A 15082-nucleotide genomic window follows, 5' to 3' on the forward strand; every position below is an offset into this window, starting at 1 on the left:
CGGCTCACCGCATTGAGCGGTGGCTCGGTGGTCTTCGAGCTGAGTGACGTCGGGTACGGCGACCTGTCGCCGTACCAGTCGCTGGGTGAAGGCACGTACACCGTCAACATGAACCCAGCCGGAACGGACGACTGGTCGACCGTCGCCATCTCCGACACCGTCACCGTGCGTGCGTCTGCCGCCAGCACCGTGGCGGCGTACGGCCCCACTGCGACGCTGCAGCTGCAGGCGTTCGACGACGACCTCACGGCGCCCGCGGCGGGCAGCGCTCGCATCCGCCTCATCCAGCTGTCGACGGTCACACCGACCGTCGACGTCGCCACCTCGACGGGGGTGTCGATCGCGGAGGACGCCCTCGCCGGCTCGGCCACACCCTACACGGAGGTACCTGCGGGGTCGTGGACGATGACGCTGACCGGGGAGGGAGTGACCGACACGGCGACGGTGGACCTCGAATCGGGCAGCGTCTACACCCTCTTCGTGCTCGACACCGCGGACGGCGGGCTGACCATCCTGCCGATTCACGACAGCGCCGCGGCGGCCGTCGTGCCGATCGGCGGCGTGGACACAGGCGGCGGCTGGCTCTCCGGCGCCCAGGTCGCAATTCGTCACACCGCGCCGGCACCTCGGGGGTGGGCAGCGTTCTGATGCCCGTCGCAGGTCGCCGGTCCCTCGCCGCCGTGGCGACCGGGATGCTCGCGCTGGTCCTGCTGGTGACAGGCTGCGCGGGAACGGCTGCCGACGGCAGCCCGGACGGAACGAACGCGGCGGCCGCGGCATCCCCCGATCCGCTGTCGGCGGGCGGGATGCAGGACCCGCGTCCGCGAGCCGCGCCCGACGTGGCGGGCGCCCCGATGGGGATCAGCATCCCGGCGATCGGGGTGGAGTCGGCACTGGAAAGCCTCGGCATCGACGGGGGTGGCCGCCTCGACGCGCCCGTCGACTACGACACGGCCGGGTGGTACGCCGACGGAGTCGTGCCGGGTGCGGTCGGACCGGCGATCATCGCCGGTCACGTCGATTCCCCCACCGCACCGGCCGTCTTCGCCCGAATCGCCGAGCTCGCCCGGGGCGACGAGGTCTTCGTGACCATGTCAGACGGCTCGGTCCTCGGCTTCGCCGTGACCGGCATCTCGCAATCGCCCAAATCGGAGTTCCCGACCTCGGACGTGTACAGCAACGTGCCGGTGCCAGAACTGCGCCTGATCACCTGCGCGGGCGATTTCGACTCCTCGGCCGGGCACTACACCGACAATCTGGTCGTCTTCGCCGCCTTGCAGGGCTGACCGGCGAGCCGCTGCGGCCGGTCAGCACGACCTTCGCCCGGTACACTGGTGCCTGCGAGAGGGAGTATCCCGTCATCGCGTGTCCGTCATCACGGGAGCCATCGCCGCTTCCCCGGGCACGCACCACGGCAGCCGATCCAGGATGCCGCGGGGGAGAGACTTTCGGGATTCGATCGACCCCGCCCCTTCTTGGAAAGGCCCTGCATTGGACCTCGTTCTTCCCCTCTGGTTCGAAGTCGGCTCACTCATCGTGCTGACCCTGATCCTCGCCGCCGACCTCCTGCTCATCCTGAAGCGCCCGCACATCCCGTCCACTCGGGAATCGACGCTGTGGGTGGTCTTCTACGTCACGCTCGCGCTCATCTTCGCCGGCCTGATGTGGATCTTCGCCGGTGGTGAGTTCGCGGGGCAGTTCGTCGCGGGCTGGCTGACCGAATACAGCCTGTCGATCGACAACCTGTTCGTCTTCGTGCTGATCATGAGCCAGTTCGCGGTGCCGCGCCGCTATCAGCAGGAAGTACTGATGGTCGGCATCATCATCGCCCTCGTTCTGCGCGGAGCGTTCATCCTCGTCGGCGCCGCAGTGATCGAGAACTTCAGCCCGATCTTCTACCTCTTCGGCGCTTTCCTGGTGTGGACCGCCTATCGCCAGGCGTTCCCGGGCGGCGACCACGACTCGGACGTCAAGCAGGAGAACTTCGTCGTCCGGATGCTGCGCCGCACGATCGACATCAGCGATCATTACGACGGGGCGAAGCTGCGCACGGTCGTTGACGGCAAGAAGATCTTCACCCCGATGATCATCGTGTTCGCCGCGATCGGCGTCACCGACCTGCTGTTCGCCATCGACTCGATCCCGGCGATCTTCGGCATCACGACGAGCCCGTTCATCGTCTTCACGGCGAACATCTTCGCCCTGATGGGCCTGCGCCAGCTCTACTTCCTGCTCGGCGACCTGCTCGACCGCCTGCGCTACCTGCACTACGGCATCGCGTTCATCCTGGCGTTCATCGGCCTGAAGCTCATCTTCCACGCGATGCACGTCAACGAGCTCCCGTTCATCAACAACGGCGAGCACATCGAGTGGGCTCCCGAGATCTCGACGTGGATGTCCCTCGCGGTGATCATCCTGTCGATGGCGGTGGCGACGATCGCGAGCCTCGTCGCCTCGGCGCGCGACAAGAAGGCGGGAACGGTGGTTGCCGCCGCGGCCGTGGTCGCGGACGAGAAGGGCACGCCGCCCACGGTCGAGCAGCCTGACCGCCACTGAGCGGGTGGTATTCTGACCGGATGCGGATCGCCCTCCTTCTCCTTCGCGGCCGCGGCGAGTCCTAGTTCTCAGGCCTTCCTCGTCGCGGAGTTCGTTCCGGGCTTGATCCGCCGTCATAGGAGAACGACTGACCATGAGCATTGACTCGACCGACGCATCCGGTATTCCCGAGCATCCGCGCACCCTCGCTGAGAAGGTGTGGGACGACCACCTGGTGGTCAAAGGCGAGAACGGCGAACCCGATCTCATCTACATCGACCTGCACCTCGTGCACGAGGTCACCAGCCCGCAGGCCTTCGACGGCCTTCGCGCGGAAGGGCGGCCGGTACGTCGCCTCGACCTGACCATCGCCACCGAGGACCACAACACCCCGACGCTCGACATCGACAAGCCGATCGCCGACCTGACCAGCCGTACGCAGATCGAGACGCTCCGGCGCAATGCCGAGGAGTTCGGCGTCCGCCTGCATTCCCTGGGCGACAAGGAGCAGGGCATCGTCCACGTCGTCGGGCCGCAGCTGGGCCTGACGATGCCGGGCATCACGGTCGTCTGCGGCGATTCGCACACCTCCACCCACGGCGCCTTCGGCGCGATGGCGCTGGGCATCGGCACGAGCGAGGTCGAGCACGTCATGGCGACGCAGACGCTGCCGCTGAAGCCGTTCAAGACGATGGCGATCACCGTCGAAGGGACGCTCAAGCCCGGCGTCACCGCGAAGGACATCATCCTCGCGGTGATCGCGAAGATCGGCACCGGTGGCGGGCAGGGCTATGTGCTCGAGTACCGCGGCAGCGCCATCCGCGCGCTCTCCATGGAGGGCCGCATGACGATCTGCAACATGTCGAGCGAGGCGGGCGCGCGCGCCGGAATGGTGGCTCCCGACGAAACGACGTTCGCCTACCTCGAGGGGCGTCCGCATGCGCCGAAGGGCCAGGACTGGGAGGACGCGGTCGCCTACTGGCGCACCCTTCCCACCGACGAGGGCGCGGTCTTCGACGCCGAGGTCTACCTCGACGCGAACGAGCTCGAACCCTTCGTGACGTGGGGCACCAACCCGGGCCAGGGCGTGTCGCTCAGCGATGTGGTGCCCGATCCCGCCGACTACGCCGACCCCAACGATCGCGCGGCCGCCGAGCGCGCCCTGGAGTACATGGCGCTCACGCCGGGGACACCGCTCAAGGAAGTGCCCGTCGACGCGGTCTTCATGGGCTCCTGCACCAACAGCCGCATCGAAGACCTGAGGGCCTTCGCGTCGATCGTGAAAGGACGCACGAAGGCCGAGGGCGTGCGCGTGATGGTCGTGCCGGGCTCCGCCCGCGTGCGGTTAGAAGCAGAGGCCGAGGGTCTGGACAAGGTCTTCACCGACTTCGGCGCCGAGTGGCGCTTCGCCGGCTGCTCGATGTGCCTCGGCATGAACCCCGATCAGCTGGCTCCGGGGGAGCGGTGCGCATCGACGAGCAACCGCAACTTCGAAGGACGCCAGGGCAAGGGCGGTCGCACGCATCTCGTCTCGCCCCTCGTCGCAGCGGCGACTGCCGTCCGCGGCACGCTGTCGAGTCCGAGCGATCTCGAAGACACGCCGATCTACGCGAGCGTCGAGGCGGGGGAGTTCTGATGGAGGCGTTCACCACGCACACCGGCATCGCCGCGCCGCTGAAGCGGTCGAACGTCGACACCGACCAGATCATCCCCGCCGTCTACCTCAAGCGGGTGACGAAGACCGGCTTCGAGGACGCGCTGTTCGCCGCCTGGCGTCAAGACCCGGACTTCGTGCTGAATCAGCCGGTTTTCCAGGGCGCGAGCATCCTGGTCGCCGGGCCCGACTTCGGCACCGGCTCGAGCCGCGAACACGCCGTGTGGGCGTTGCGGGATTTCGGCTTCCACGTGGTCCTGAGCCCCAAGTTCGCCGACATCTTCCGCGGCAACTCGGGCAAGCAGGGACTGCTGACCGGGGTCATCTCCGACGAGGATCTCGAGCGCATCTGGGCTGCCATCGACGCCGATCCCGGCATCCGGATGACCGTCGACCTCTCCGCCCGCGAGGCATCGATCGGCGATCTCCGGGTTCCTTTCGACATCGATGATTACACTAGGTGGCGGCTTCTCGAAGGGCTCGACGACATCGGGCTCACCCTGCGCAACGAAGACAAGATCGCGCAGTTCGAGGCTCGCCGCGAGGCGTGGCGGCCGCGGACCCTCCCGGTTCCGTAAACCCGGGCGGCCCGCCCCAGGTGCTGACACAGGCAGGGGGCGGAAATGCTCGGCGCTGTTCCCTCGAAGACACAAGTGAGGTTCCACCGGATGAAGACACTCCTAGGCGACGCATCAGATTCGAAGGCGGGAGACCAGGAGTTGTCCGGAGAGACGCTCGCGATCCGAGGCGGGCGGCCGCTGATCGGCCGTGTCGAGGTCAAGGGCGCCAAGAACCTCGCCACGAAGGCGATGGTCGCCGCGCTGCTGGGCGAGACGACCAGCGTCCTGCGCGACGTCCCGGGCATCAGCGACGTGCAGGTCGTCCGGTCGCTCCTGGAGGTGCACGGAGTGACGGTGCAGCAGGGCGACGAGGAGGGATCCCTCGTCTTCGACCCGAGTGGGGCCGTTTCGGCGCACTTCGAGGAGATCGACGCCCACGCCGGCGCGTCCCGCATTCCGATCCTGTTCTGCGGACCGCTGCTGCACCTGCTCGGCGAGGCGCTCATCCCCGACCTCGGCGGATGCCGCATCGGCGACCGGCCGATCAACTTCCACATGGACGCGCTCCGCGCCTTCGGTGCGATCGTCGACAAGACGTACGAGGGAATCCGCATCACCGCGCCGAACGGACTGACCGGCGCGAACATCGAGCTCCCGTACCCGAGCGTCGGCGCCACCGAGCAGGTGCTGCTGACAGCGGTGAAGGCGAAGGGAGTGACCGAGCTTCGCGGTGCGGCGATCGAGCCCGAGATCATGGACCTGATCGCGGTGCTCCAGAAGATGGGCGCGATCATCTCGTACGAGCCGAACCGCGTCATCCTCATCGAGGGCGTCGAGACGCTGCGCGGCTACGATCACCGCTGCATCTTCGACCGCAACGAGGCGGCCTCCTGGGCATGCGCGGCACTCGCGACCGACGGCGACATCTATGTCGGCGGAGCGAAGCAGCAGGAGATGCTCACCTTCCTCAACGTGTACCGCAAGGCCGGCGGTGAGTTCGACGTCCACGAGGACGGCATCCGATTCCGCCGCGGCGGCGCGCTCAAGCCCGTGGTGGTGGAGACCGACGTCCACCCCGGCTTCATGACCGATTGGCAGCAACCGCTCATCGTCGCCCTCACGCAGGCCCGGGGCCGGTCGATCGTCCACGAGACCGTGTACGAGAACCGGCTGGGCTTCACCGAGGCGCTCGTGCTGATGGGCGCGGACATCGTCGTGCATCCGCAGGGGATCGACAGCCCGGATCGCCGGGTTCCGCGCCGCGCCCTCGAGCAGGCGGCCGTCATCAACGGGCCGACCCCGCTGCACGGCGCCGATGTCGTCGTGCCGGACCTTCGCGGCGGCTACAGCTACCTCATCGCTGCACTTGCCGCAGAAGGCGAGTCGGTCGTCCGCAACGTCGGGATCATCCGCCGAGGCTACGAAAAGCTCTTCACCAAGCTCGACGCCCTCGGTGCTGACTTCGACGTCATCGGTTAGCGCGTGGCCACGTCCTCGCCGCGTCCGCGCGCGTCTGAAGAGAAGGCCAAGCCCAGCGTGTTCTGGCCACTCGCGGCAATCGTTGTGCCCCTGGTCAGCCTCATCGCCCGCGTCGAGATCATCGACGGCGAGAAGCTGCCCCGCGAAGGCCCCTACGTGCTGGCACCGAGCCATTCGACCGAGTTCGACCCGCTGATCGTCGCCCTCGCAGTGTGGCGGATGGGCAGAGCCCCGCGTTTCATGGCGAAGGAGAGCCTCTTCAAGGTTCCCGTCCTCGGGTGGGCGCTGCGCGCCACCGGCATGGTTCCGGTGGCTCGTTCGTCGTCGGCGTCGGCAGCCCGGCAGACGATCGCGGCTTCCGAGCTGCTCGTCGAGCACGGCCGCGGGGTCATCGTGTATCCCGAGGGCACGCTGACGCGGGATCCTGACCTGTGGCCCATGCGCGGCAAGACCGGCGCGGTGCGCCTCGCGCTGGCGGACGGCATCCCGCTCATCCCGATGGCGCACTGGGGGGCGCAGGACATCCTGCCCCGGTACGGGAAGCTCAGCCTCTGGCCGCTGCGCCGGCATGTCCAGGTGATCGTGGGCGACCCGGTCGACCTGTCGGAGTGGAGCGGCAAGCAGGCGCAGCCGGCGGCACTCGTGGCAGGCACCGACCGCCTCATGAACGACATCGCCCAGCTGCTCTCCCAGCTGCGCGGAAAACCCGCTCCCGAGAAGCGCTGGAATCCTGCCGAGCACGGGCAGAGGGAGACGGGTCGACTTGAGCCGTAGGGATTCCGCGCTGCCCCGCGTCGCGGTCATCGGCGCCGGCAGCTGGGGCACGACGTTCGGCAAGGTGCTCGCCGACGGGGGAGCGCACGTCACGATGTGGGCGCGCCGACCCGAGCTGGCGCACGAGATCAACGAAGCCAAGCGCAACAGCGAGTATCTGCCGGGCATCAACCTGCCCCGCGACATGGCCGCGACGCACCACCTCTCCGAGGCGCTGGAGGGCGCTGAGCAGGTGTATCTGTCGATACCGAGCCAGGCTGTGCGGCAGAATCTGAAGGCCGTCCGGGCGCTGGTCGCGAACACGGATGCGCCGATCATCTCGCTCATGAAGGGCGTCGAGCGCCGCAGCGGCCTGCGCATGAGCCAGGTCATCGAACAGGAGCTGCACTGCGATCCGTTCCGCATCGCGGTGGCATCCGGCCCCAACCTCGCACTCGAGATCGCGCGCGAGCAGCCGACCGCCGCGGTGATCTCGTCGACCAGCCAGGAGACCGCGGATGCCGTGGCCCGCCGCGCCCGCAACCGCTACTTCCGCACGTTCGTGAACACCGACGTCATCGGCACCGAGTTCGGCGGCGTGCTCAAGAACCTGATCGCGGTCGCAATCGGCATCGTCGACGGCGTCGGGTACGGAGAGAACACCAAGGCGTCGATCATCACGCGCGGCCTGGTCGAGATGACGGACTTCGCTGTCGCGCAAGGTGCGCACGTCGAGACTCTGCAGGGCCTCGCGGGTCTCGGCGACCTCATCGCAACGTGCCAATCGCCCCTGAGCCGCAACAACACGGCAGGTCGGCTGCTCGGCCAGGGCTACAGCTTCCAGGATGTCGTGAAGCAGATGAACCAGACGGCGGAGGGACTGGCGTCTGTGGCGCCCGTGCTGCAGCTGGCGCGCGAGGCCGGCATCGCGATGCCGATCGTCGAGCAGGTCAAGATGGTTCTCGACGGAACGATGAACCCGCGTGAGATCGCACCACACCTCACGACGGACGACGATGAGCCCCAGGGCGAGAGGACGCAGAATGGACAGGCCGGCGGTGGTGGTGCTCTTTGGAGGTCGCTCCAGCGAACACTCGATCAGTTCCGCAACAGCGGGCGGCGTCCTCCGCGCGATCAGCCGTGAGCGGTACCGCGTGATCCCCGTCGGGATCACGCGGGACGGTGTCTTCGTCCTCGAGGACGACGACCCCGAGAAGTTCGCGCTGGACGCCGACCGCCTGCCCGAGGTCGTCGACAACGGCACCCGGATCCTGTGGCCGGAGGGCGGCGCCGACCGCGCGCTTCGCGTTCGCCGCGCCGACGGTTCGACCGCCGACCTCGGTGCCATAGATGTCGTCCTGCCGATCCTGCACGGCGTTCACGGCGAGGACGGCACGGTGCAGGGCTTCCTCGACACCCTCGGCATCCCGTACGCGGGTGGCGGCGTGCTCGATTCCGCCCTCTGCATGGATAAGCACTTCATGAAGATCGTGCTGCAGGCCGCCGGCGTGCCGGTGTCGCCATGGGTCACCGTGACGCGGGCCGGCTGGGAGCGGGAATCGGCGAGCGTGCGCACGGATGCCGCCGCACTCGGCCTGCCGCTGTTCGTCAAACCCGCGCGGGCGGGGTCCAGCGTGGGCGTGTCGAAGGTGTCGGCGCTGTCCGAGCTCGGCGAGGCGCTCGAGCTCGCCTTCGCCGAGGATGAGAAGGTACTGATCGAGACGGCGATCGTCGGCCGCGAAGTCGAGGTGGCCATCCTCGAGGGCCGGAACGGCAGCGGGTCGCGTGCGTCGCTCCCGGGCGAGATCGTGCTGACGACACGCGAGTTCTACGACTTCGAGGGCAAGTACCTGGGCGGTGACGGCGCCGACGTCGTCTGTCCCGCGGATCTCACCGACGCCGAGATCGCACTGGTCCAGCAGCTCGGCATCCGTGCGTTCGACGCCGTCGACGGGCGGGGCCTCGCCCGCGTGGACTTCTTCCTCGCCGCCGACACCCTCTACGTCAACGAGCTCAACACGATGCCCGGTTTCACGCCCATCTCGATGTTCCCCAAGTGCTGGATCGCTTCGGGGATGACCTACCCCGAACTGATCTCGGAGCTCATCGACACGGCGCTCGAGCGGGCTGCGGCTTAGGTCGACGCCGCATCCGTGCACTCGGAGCCGTCGCTGGGCAGCACGGACACGACCTGCGACAACGTGTCCAGCACGGCGGCGCTGGAGACGACGTCGTTGTCCAGGTAGATCTCGACCGCCGGAGTGCGCCCGAAGGTGGTCACGCGATAGCGGGGCGCCTCGGCGTCGTCGATGATCCAGTCGACGCCGTTGACGCTCTGACACGGAAGCGTCGTCGGCCCCGGCGGTGTCACTCCGCAGGTGAGGATGACGGATGCCGGGTCACCCCACGCCCCGGTGGCCTGTGCGTCGGTCCAGCGCCGCGACTCGCCGTCCACCGTGCCCGGTAGTCGCACGGTGACGTCCGCGCACCCCGGGTCGTCCGCATCCTCGGCGGGCTGGAGCGCCACGGTCGAAGAGCACCCGGCCAAGAACGCCCCCATCGCCAGCACCCACGCGGCGGCGAGTACGGCGGAGCGGCGGGGCACGCTTCCAGGCTACCCGCGGCGGAGGCACCGGTAGCGTGGAGGAGTGAACTCCTCCGCTCTCGACCCGACCGTGGGGGAGCTGTCGGAGGGCGCGGTCCTGCGACGCATCCTCGCGCGGTTCCCGGCATCGGAGGCGCTCGTCGGACCGGGCGACGATGCTGCGGTGCTCGCAGCGCCCGACGGTCGCGTCGTCGCGACCACCGACACCCTGGTGCACGGCCCGGACTTCCGTCTGGCCTGGTCGAGCGGGTTCGACCTCGGCTGGAAGGCGGCCGCGGTGAATCTCGCCGACGTCGCCGCCATGGGTGCGCGCCCGACCGCGCTGCTGGTCGCCCTGGCGATGCCGAACGATACGAGACTGTCGTTCGTCGAGCAGCTCGCAGACGGACTCCGGGACGCGTGCGACACGATCGCTCCGGGTTGTGCGGTCGAGGGCGGCGACCTGACCGTCTCGGACACTCTGACGATCGCCGTCACGGCACTCGGTTCGCTCGACGGCCGTGCGCCGGTGCTGCGCAGTGGCGCACGGCCCGGCGATGTGCTCGCCGTCGCCGGTGAACTGGGTGCCGCGGCCCGCGGGCTCGCCATCCTGTTCGATCGGTTCCGCACGCCGTCGGGTGAGCCGGTGCCCATCGACGCCGGCGTGCTGAATGCCGACGAGGCGCGGAGCCTGGCAGCACAGCTGCGACCTGAGCCGCCCGTCGCGCTCGGCCCGGCCGCGGCGGATGCCGGAGCAACCGCGCTGATGGACGTCTCGGACGGACTCGTCCTGGACGCATCGCGGCTGGCCGCGGCATCCGATGTCACCGTCGACCTCGACTCATCCGCCCTCGGACGCGATCTGTCCGCCGCGCTGACCGGGGGAGAGGACCACGCGCTGCTGGCTTCGTTTCCGCCCGCCTCGCAGCTGCCGTACGGATTCCGCGCGGTCGGGCGCATCGTCGAGCGGTCGCAGCATCCGGTTCTCATCGACGGCGCGGTCCATGACGGCCGTGGCGGCTGGGATCCCTACCGCGACTGGGACGCACACGGGGGCTAACCGCTACGCGGCGGCGACGCGCACCCACCACAGCACGGTGTCGCCGTACCTCTTGTTCCGCGCATGCTCGAGACCCGCCGGCAGCGACGGGGTGGGCGAGCGTGACCCGCGCTCGATGATCACCGTCGCGTCGACGGCCAACGACGGGGCGAGCAGTGCCAGCGCATCGGCCATCTCCGCTTCGCCGAGGTCGTACGGCGGGTCGAGGAACACCAGGTCATACGGGCCCCTCGGACCGCCGAGGAAGGCCGACACGGAAGCACGGTGCACGTCGATCGCGGCATCCCGGCCCAACGACTTCGCGACCTTGGCGGCGTTGCTCTCGACGACGGCGGCGGCACGCGGTGACTTCTCGACGAGATCGACGGATGCCGCACCCCGACTGGCCGCCTCGAGCCCGAGCGCGCCCGACCCGGCGTAGAGGTCGAGCACCGCGGCACCGCGCAGCGCATCGGCCGACTCCAGCGCACCGAAGAGCGATTCGCGAACGCGATCGCTGGTCGGCCGGGTGCCGGCATCGGGGACCTCGAGGGCGATCGAGCCCGCCCGCCCGCCGATGATCCGTGTCACACGATCACGATAGCCGGGGCACGACGACGGGCCCCCTATGCTCGTGACCAGTTGCCCGAAGAGCGAAATCAACAGAGATGGACTCGCATGACCCGCACCCGCAGCAGCACCGTGTCCGCCCTCGTCCTGGCAGCCGTCCTGGCGGCCGGTCTGAGCGCGTGCGCCGGGGGCTCGACGACTCCGACCGCCTCACCCACTCCGACACCCACGCCGACTCAGACGACACCTCCGGCTCCCGAGCCGACCGAGCCTTCGACGCCGACCGCGGCGCCTGCGAATCTGCCGACGGACTGCAGCACGCTGGGCACCGAGTCGGTGCGTCAAGAGGCGATCGGCGACCTTACGCTGCAGAGCGATGGCACCGGCTTCGTCCGGCCGGTACCGGACGGCGCGACCCTCGTCCTGGGGTGCGACTGGATCGTAGGAGACAGCACAGGCATGCTTCTGCTGATCAGCACGGCGTCCGCCGACGCAGTCACGGCCGCGGCGGGGAGCATGCCGGATCAGGGGTACACCTGCGGCGTCTCGGACGACTTCGGCGCGACGTACTGCTACCTCGAGGGCGACGCGCCCGACACCGAAGAGGCGATCCTCGCCCGTGACGACGTGTGGATCTACATGTCGACGTCCAACCGCAACGGCCGCGCATTCCTGTCCGATATCGCCACGCAGATCTGGGGGTGACCCGGGTACGGCCCCGGTCCGTCGTCCTGCCTAGACTCGGAGCATGGCGGCCCTGACCCTCGAATCGCGCCTCGACGGCGCCGTCGGGGGCAAGACCGCGACTGCGCTCGAGAAGGCCTTCGGCATGCGGACCGTCGGCGACCTCCTGGCGCATTACCCCCGCAGGTATGCGAGGCGCGGTGAGCTGACCCCGATCTCATCGCTCCCGGTGGGCGAGCCCGTGACCATCGTGGCGGAAGTGCGCCGCGCGAGCGAACGGCGCATGCAGAACCGCAAGGGCTCGCTGCTGGAGGTCATCATCAGCGACGGCCAGGGCGAGCTGTCGCTGACCTTCTTCAACCAGTCGTGGCGCCTCAAAGACCTGCAGCCCGGCCGTCGGGGCGTCTTCGCGGGAAAGGTGGGCGAGTACCGCGGGTCAAAGCAGCTCACGCATCCCGACTACGAGCTCTTCGACGACGAGGAGACGGCACGGCTCACCGCCGAGGCGACCGCCAACCTCCCGATCACGATCTATCCGGCCACGAGCGCGATCGCGAGCTGGCAGCTGAAGAAGATCATCGACCTCGTCCTGGACGGACTCGGGCCGGTGGACGACCCCCTCCCCGACGAGCTGCGTCGCCGCGAAGGCCTGCTGGACGCGCGCACGGCCATCGAGCGCATCCACCGCCCCGACTTCGAGGATCAGATCGACCCCGCGCGCAGCACGCTGCGGATGCATGAGGCCTTCGTGCTGCAAGCGGCTCTGCTGCAGCAGCGGCAGTTCGTGCGCGCCCTCTCGGCGATCCGCCGGGAGCCCGGCGCGCTGCTGACGGATTTCGACCAGTCACTGCCGTTCGCGCGCACTCCCGATCAGGTCTCCGTCGGCGACCAGATCGCGCGAGACCTCCAGGGCGACTGGCCGATGAACCGGCTCGTGCAGGGCGAGGTCGGGTCGGGCAAGACACTCGTCGCGCTGCGCGCGATGCTGCAGGTCGCCCAGAGCGGCGGCCAGTCGGCTTTGATCGCCCCCACCGAGGTGCTGGCGGGTCAGCATCTGCGCTCCATCGCACGGATGCTGGGGCGCACGCTCGCACCGGAGCTCATGCCCACGCTGCTCACGGGTCAGATGCCGGCGGCCGAGCGACGGAAGGCGGCGCTGCGGACCGCATCCGGTCAGGCTCGCATCGTCGTGGGGACGCATGCGCTGCTGAGCGAGTCCACGACCTTCGCCGACCTCGGACTGGTCGTCGTGGACGAGCAGCACCGCTTCGGCGTCGAACAGCGGGAGTCGTTGCGCGCCAAGGGCGCTGCGCCGCACGCGCTGGTGCTGACGGCGACACCCATTCCGCGCACCGTCGCCATGACGGTCTTCGGAGACCTCGACGTCTCGACCATCCGGACGATGCCAGAAGGGCGCGCGGGCATCCAGACGTTCGTCGCCCCGCTCGCCGAGAAGCCGGCCTGGTTCTCGCGCGTCTGGGACCGGATCGCCGAGGAGGTCGGCAACGGGCACCAGGCATTCGTGGTGTGCGCCGCGATCGACGCCGAAGCATCCGTCAAGGACGACACCGCCGACGAACCGGTCGCGATCGTCGAGGGCGAAGCCCCGCGCACCCGCTGGGGTGTCGCACAGGTCGTCGACCTGGTGTCGCGGCACCCCGCCTTCGCCGACCTGCGCGTCTCTCCGCTGCACGGCAAGATGCCCTCCGATGAGAAGGACGCCATCATGCAGGCGTTCGCGCGCGGCGACGTCGACGTGCTGATCGCCACGACGGTCGTCGAAGTCGGCGTGGACGTGCCCAACGCGTCGACGATGGTGATCCTGGAAGCCGACCGCTTCGGTGTATCGCAGCTGCATCAGCTGCGGGGTCGGGTGGGCCGCGGCGGCGTGCCCGGACTCTGCCTGCTCGTCACCGAGGCGCCCGCCGGCACCCCGGCCCGCGAGCGCGTCGAGGCCGTGGCGGGCACGCTCGACGGCTTCGCGCTCGCGGAGATCGACCTCGAGTTGCGCGGCGAGGGCGACGTGCTCGGCGACGCGCAGTCGGGTGCGCGGTCATCGCTGCGCCTGCTGCGCGTCGTGACGGATGCCGATCTCATCGCGGCCGCGCGGATCGCGGCCGAGCAGGTGCTCGACGACGACCCGACGTTGACGCGGCATCCGGGTCTCGCCGCCGCGCTGGAGCGCAGGCTGGGAATGGAAGAGCGGGCCGCGCTGGCGAAGAACTAGCGCCGATAGGCTCGTGCCATGAGCAGCCGGATCGCCGTCGTCCCCGGATCCTTCGACCCCCCGACCCTCGGCCATCTCGACGTCATCCGTCGCGCGTCGGCGCTGTACGACGAGCTGCACGTGCTGGTCGTGCACAACCCGGGCAAAGAGGCGATGCTCCCGATCGCCCAGCGCCTCAGCCTCCTCGAGCAGTCGATCGCGGAGGACGGCGTCGACGGCGGAGTGATCGTCGCGGCATGGAGCGAGGGGCTGCTGGTCGACTACGCGACGGATGTCGGAGCCGGCGTCCTCGTCAAGGGGATCCGCTCGCAGGTCGACGTCGCATACGAGACTCCGATGGCCATCGTGAATCGCCACCTGGCTCACGTCGAGACCGTCTTCCTGCTGCCCGACCCCGCTCATGCCCTCGTCTCGAGCTCGCTCGTCCGGCAGGTCGCATCCTTGGGCGGCGATGTCTCGCCGTTCGTTCCGCCGGCGGTCGCCCGCTTTCTGGACACGAACCGGGAGAAGAGCTGATCCGCGCCGGCATGCGCGTCCGCAGGTAGCATTGACCCCCGTGAGAAAGCACCGCTCCGGCCCCTTCGTCGTCCCCGCGCGCGACATCGTCCACCACCCTGGCGAGATGCGCGAATTCACCCTCGACGTGCCCACGCCCGAGAAGTGGGGCGAAGGTCTGGTCAGCATTCCCGAGGGGGAATCCGTGATCGTCGATGTGCGACTCGAATCGGTCCACGAGGGCATATTGGCGTCGGGACGCATCGAGACCGAGTACGTCGGCGTCTGCGGGCGGTGCCTGACCGACATCGCCGAGCCGGTCGAAGTCGAGTTTCAAGAGCTTTTCGCGTACCCTGGAGAGGAAGCAACTGACTTCGAGGTTCAAGACGACCACGTGGATCTTGAAACTCTGGTCAGGGATGCGACCGTCTTGGCGCTTCCGTTTCAGCCGGTGTGTCAGCCGGATTGCCCCGGCCTCGATCCGGCCACGGGTGAGCGAATG

The 15082-nt window shown here is 68.9% G+C and carries 16 protein-coding genes; 14 read left to right on the plus strand and 2 right to left on the minus strand.

Annotated features, from left to right (window positions below):
* From VFX99_RS05140 to VFX99_RS05180, 9 genes are all read left to right on the plus strand, one after another.
* The coding region (locus tag VFX99_RS05140) for a DUF4397 domain-containing protein (RefSeq protein ID WP_329665242.1) at positions 1-648 on the plus strand (648 nt) is incomplete at its 5' end.
* Positions 648-1286, plus strand: a complete 639-nt coding sequence (locus VFX99_RS05145; protein WP_329665243.1) for a class F sortase — start codon at positions 648-650, stop codon at positions 1284-1286. The genes VFX99_RS05140 and VFX99_RS05145, both read left to right, overlap by 1 nt.
* A gap of 205 nt (positions 1287-1491) precedes the next feature.
* Positions 1492-2556, plus strand: a complete 1065-nt coding sequence (locus VFX99_RS05150) for a TerC family protein (protein ID WP_329665244.1) — start codon at positions 1492-1494, stop codon at positions 2554-2556.
* 133 nt (positions 2557-2689) lie between these two features.
* Positions 2690-4171 carry a 3-isopropylmalate dehydratase large subunit gene (gene leuC, locus VFX99_RS05155; RefSeq protein WP_329665245.1) on the plus strand — a complete coding sequence of 494 codons (1482 nt, stop codon included), beginning with the start codon at positions 2690-2692 and terminating at the stop codon, positions 4169-4171.
* Positions 4171-4767 (plus strand): 3-isopropylmalate dehydratase small subunit, encoded by a 597-nt coding sequence (gene leuD, locus VFX99_RS05160; protein WP_329665246.1) that lies wholly within the window; start codon positions 4171-4173, stop codon positions 4765-4767. The genes leuC and leuD overlap by 1 nt, the downstream gene beginning before the upstream one ends.
* Before the next feature lie 90 nt (positions 4768-4857).
* A complete protein-coding gene (gene murA, locus VFX99_RS05165; RefSeq protein ID WP_329665247.1) occupies positions 4858-6228 on the plus strand; it encodes a UDP-N-acetylglucosamine 1-carboxyvinyltransferase in 1371 nt (456 codons plus the stop codon).
* 3 nt (positions 6229-6231) lie between these two features.
* On the plus strand, positions 6232-7002 hold the full coding sequence (locus VFX99_RS05170; protein ID WP_329665248.1) for a lysophospholipid acyltransferase family protein: 771 nt from the start codon (positions 6232-6234) through the stop codon (positions 7000-7002).
* Positions 6992-8125 (plus strand): NAD(P)H-dependent glycerol-3-phosphate dehydrogenase, encoded by a 1134-nt coding sequence (locus tag VFX99_RS05175; protein ID WP_329665249.1) that lies wholly within the window; start codon positions 6992-6994, stop codon positions 8123-8125. Before VFX99_RS05170 ends, VFX99_RS05175 begins: the two co-directional genes overlap by 11 nt.
* Positions 8025-9119 carry a D-alanine--D-alanine ligase family protein gene (locus VFX99_RS05180; RefSeq protein ID WP_329665250.1) on the plus strand — a complete coding sequence of 365 codons (1095 nt, stop codon included), beginning with the start codon at positions 8025-8027 and terminating at the stop codon, positions 9117-9119. The genes VFX99_RS05175 and VFX99_RS05180 overlap by 101 nt, the downstream gene beginning before the upstream one ends.
* Here VFX99_RS05180 and VFX99_RS05185 read toward each other — a convergent pair.
* Positions 9116-9586 (minus strand): DUF3515 family protein, encoded by a 471-nt coding sequence (locus VFX99_RS05185; RefSeq protein ID WP_329665251.1) that lies wholly within the window; start codon positions 9584-9586, stop codon positions 9116-9118. The two genes, VFX99_RS05180 and VFX99_RS05185, sit on opposite strands and share 4 nt — an antisense overlap.
* 43 nt (positions 9587-9629) lie before the next feature.
* Here VFX99_RS05185 and thiL point away from each other — a divergent pair, with 43 nt between their 5' ends.
* On the plus strand, positions 9630-10625 hold the full coding sequence (gene thiL / locus VFX99_RS05190; protein WP_329665252.1) for a thiamine-phosphate kinase: 996 nt from the start codon (positions 9630-9632) through the stop codon (positions 10623-10625).
* Positions 10626-10628: 3 nt separating this feature from the next.
* Here thiL and rsmD read toward each other — a convergent pair whose 3' ends face one another.
* Entirely contained in the window at positions 10629-11195 is a 567-nt protein-coding gene (gene rsmD / locus VFX99_RS05195; RefSeq protein ID WP_329665253.1) for a 16S rRNA (guanine(966)-N(2))-methyltransferase RsmD, read from the minus strand.
* An 87-nt stretch (positions 11196-11282) separates the two neighbouring features.
* Between rsmD and VFX99_RS05200 the strand changes: the two genes are divergently transcribed.
* The 4 genes from VFX99_RS05200 to VFX99_RS05215 form a co-directional block, all read left to right on the plus strand.
* Complete coding sequence (locus tag VFX99_RS05200; RefSeq protein WP_329665254.1) at positions 11283-11879, plus strand: hypothetical protein; 597 nt, start codon at positions 11283-11285, stop codon at positions 11877-11879.
* A gap of 43 nt (positions 11880-11922) precedes the next feature.
* Positions 11923-14085, plus strand: coding sequence for an ATP-dependent DNA helicase RecG (locus tag VFX99_RS05205; RefSeq protein ID WP_329665255.1), 2163 nt, complete (start codon positions 11923-11925; stop codon positions 14083-14085).
* Between the two features lie 18 nt (positions 14086-14103).
* Positions 14104-14601, plus strand: coding sequence for a pantetheine-phosphate adenylyltransferase (gene coaD, locus VFX99_RS05210; RefSeq protein WP_329665256.1), 498 nt, complete (start codon positions 14104-14106; stop codon positions 14599-14601).
* Positions 14602-14707: 106 nt separating this feature from the next.
* Positions 14708-15082: YceD family protein (locus tag VFX99_RS05215; protein ID WP_329665257.1), on the plus strand; the 375-nt coding region annotated here is incomplete at its 3' end.

The sequence above is a fragment of the Microbacterium sp. genome (assembly GCF_036277215.1).
Classification (GTDB): Bacteria; Actinomycetota; Actinomycetes; order Actinomycetales; family Microbacteriaceae; genus Microbacterium.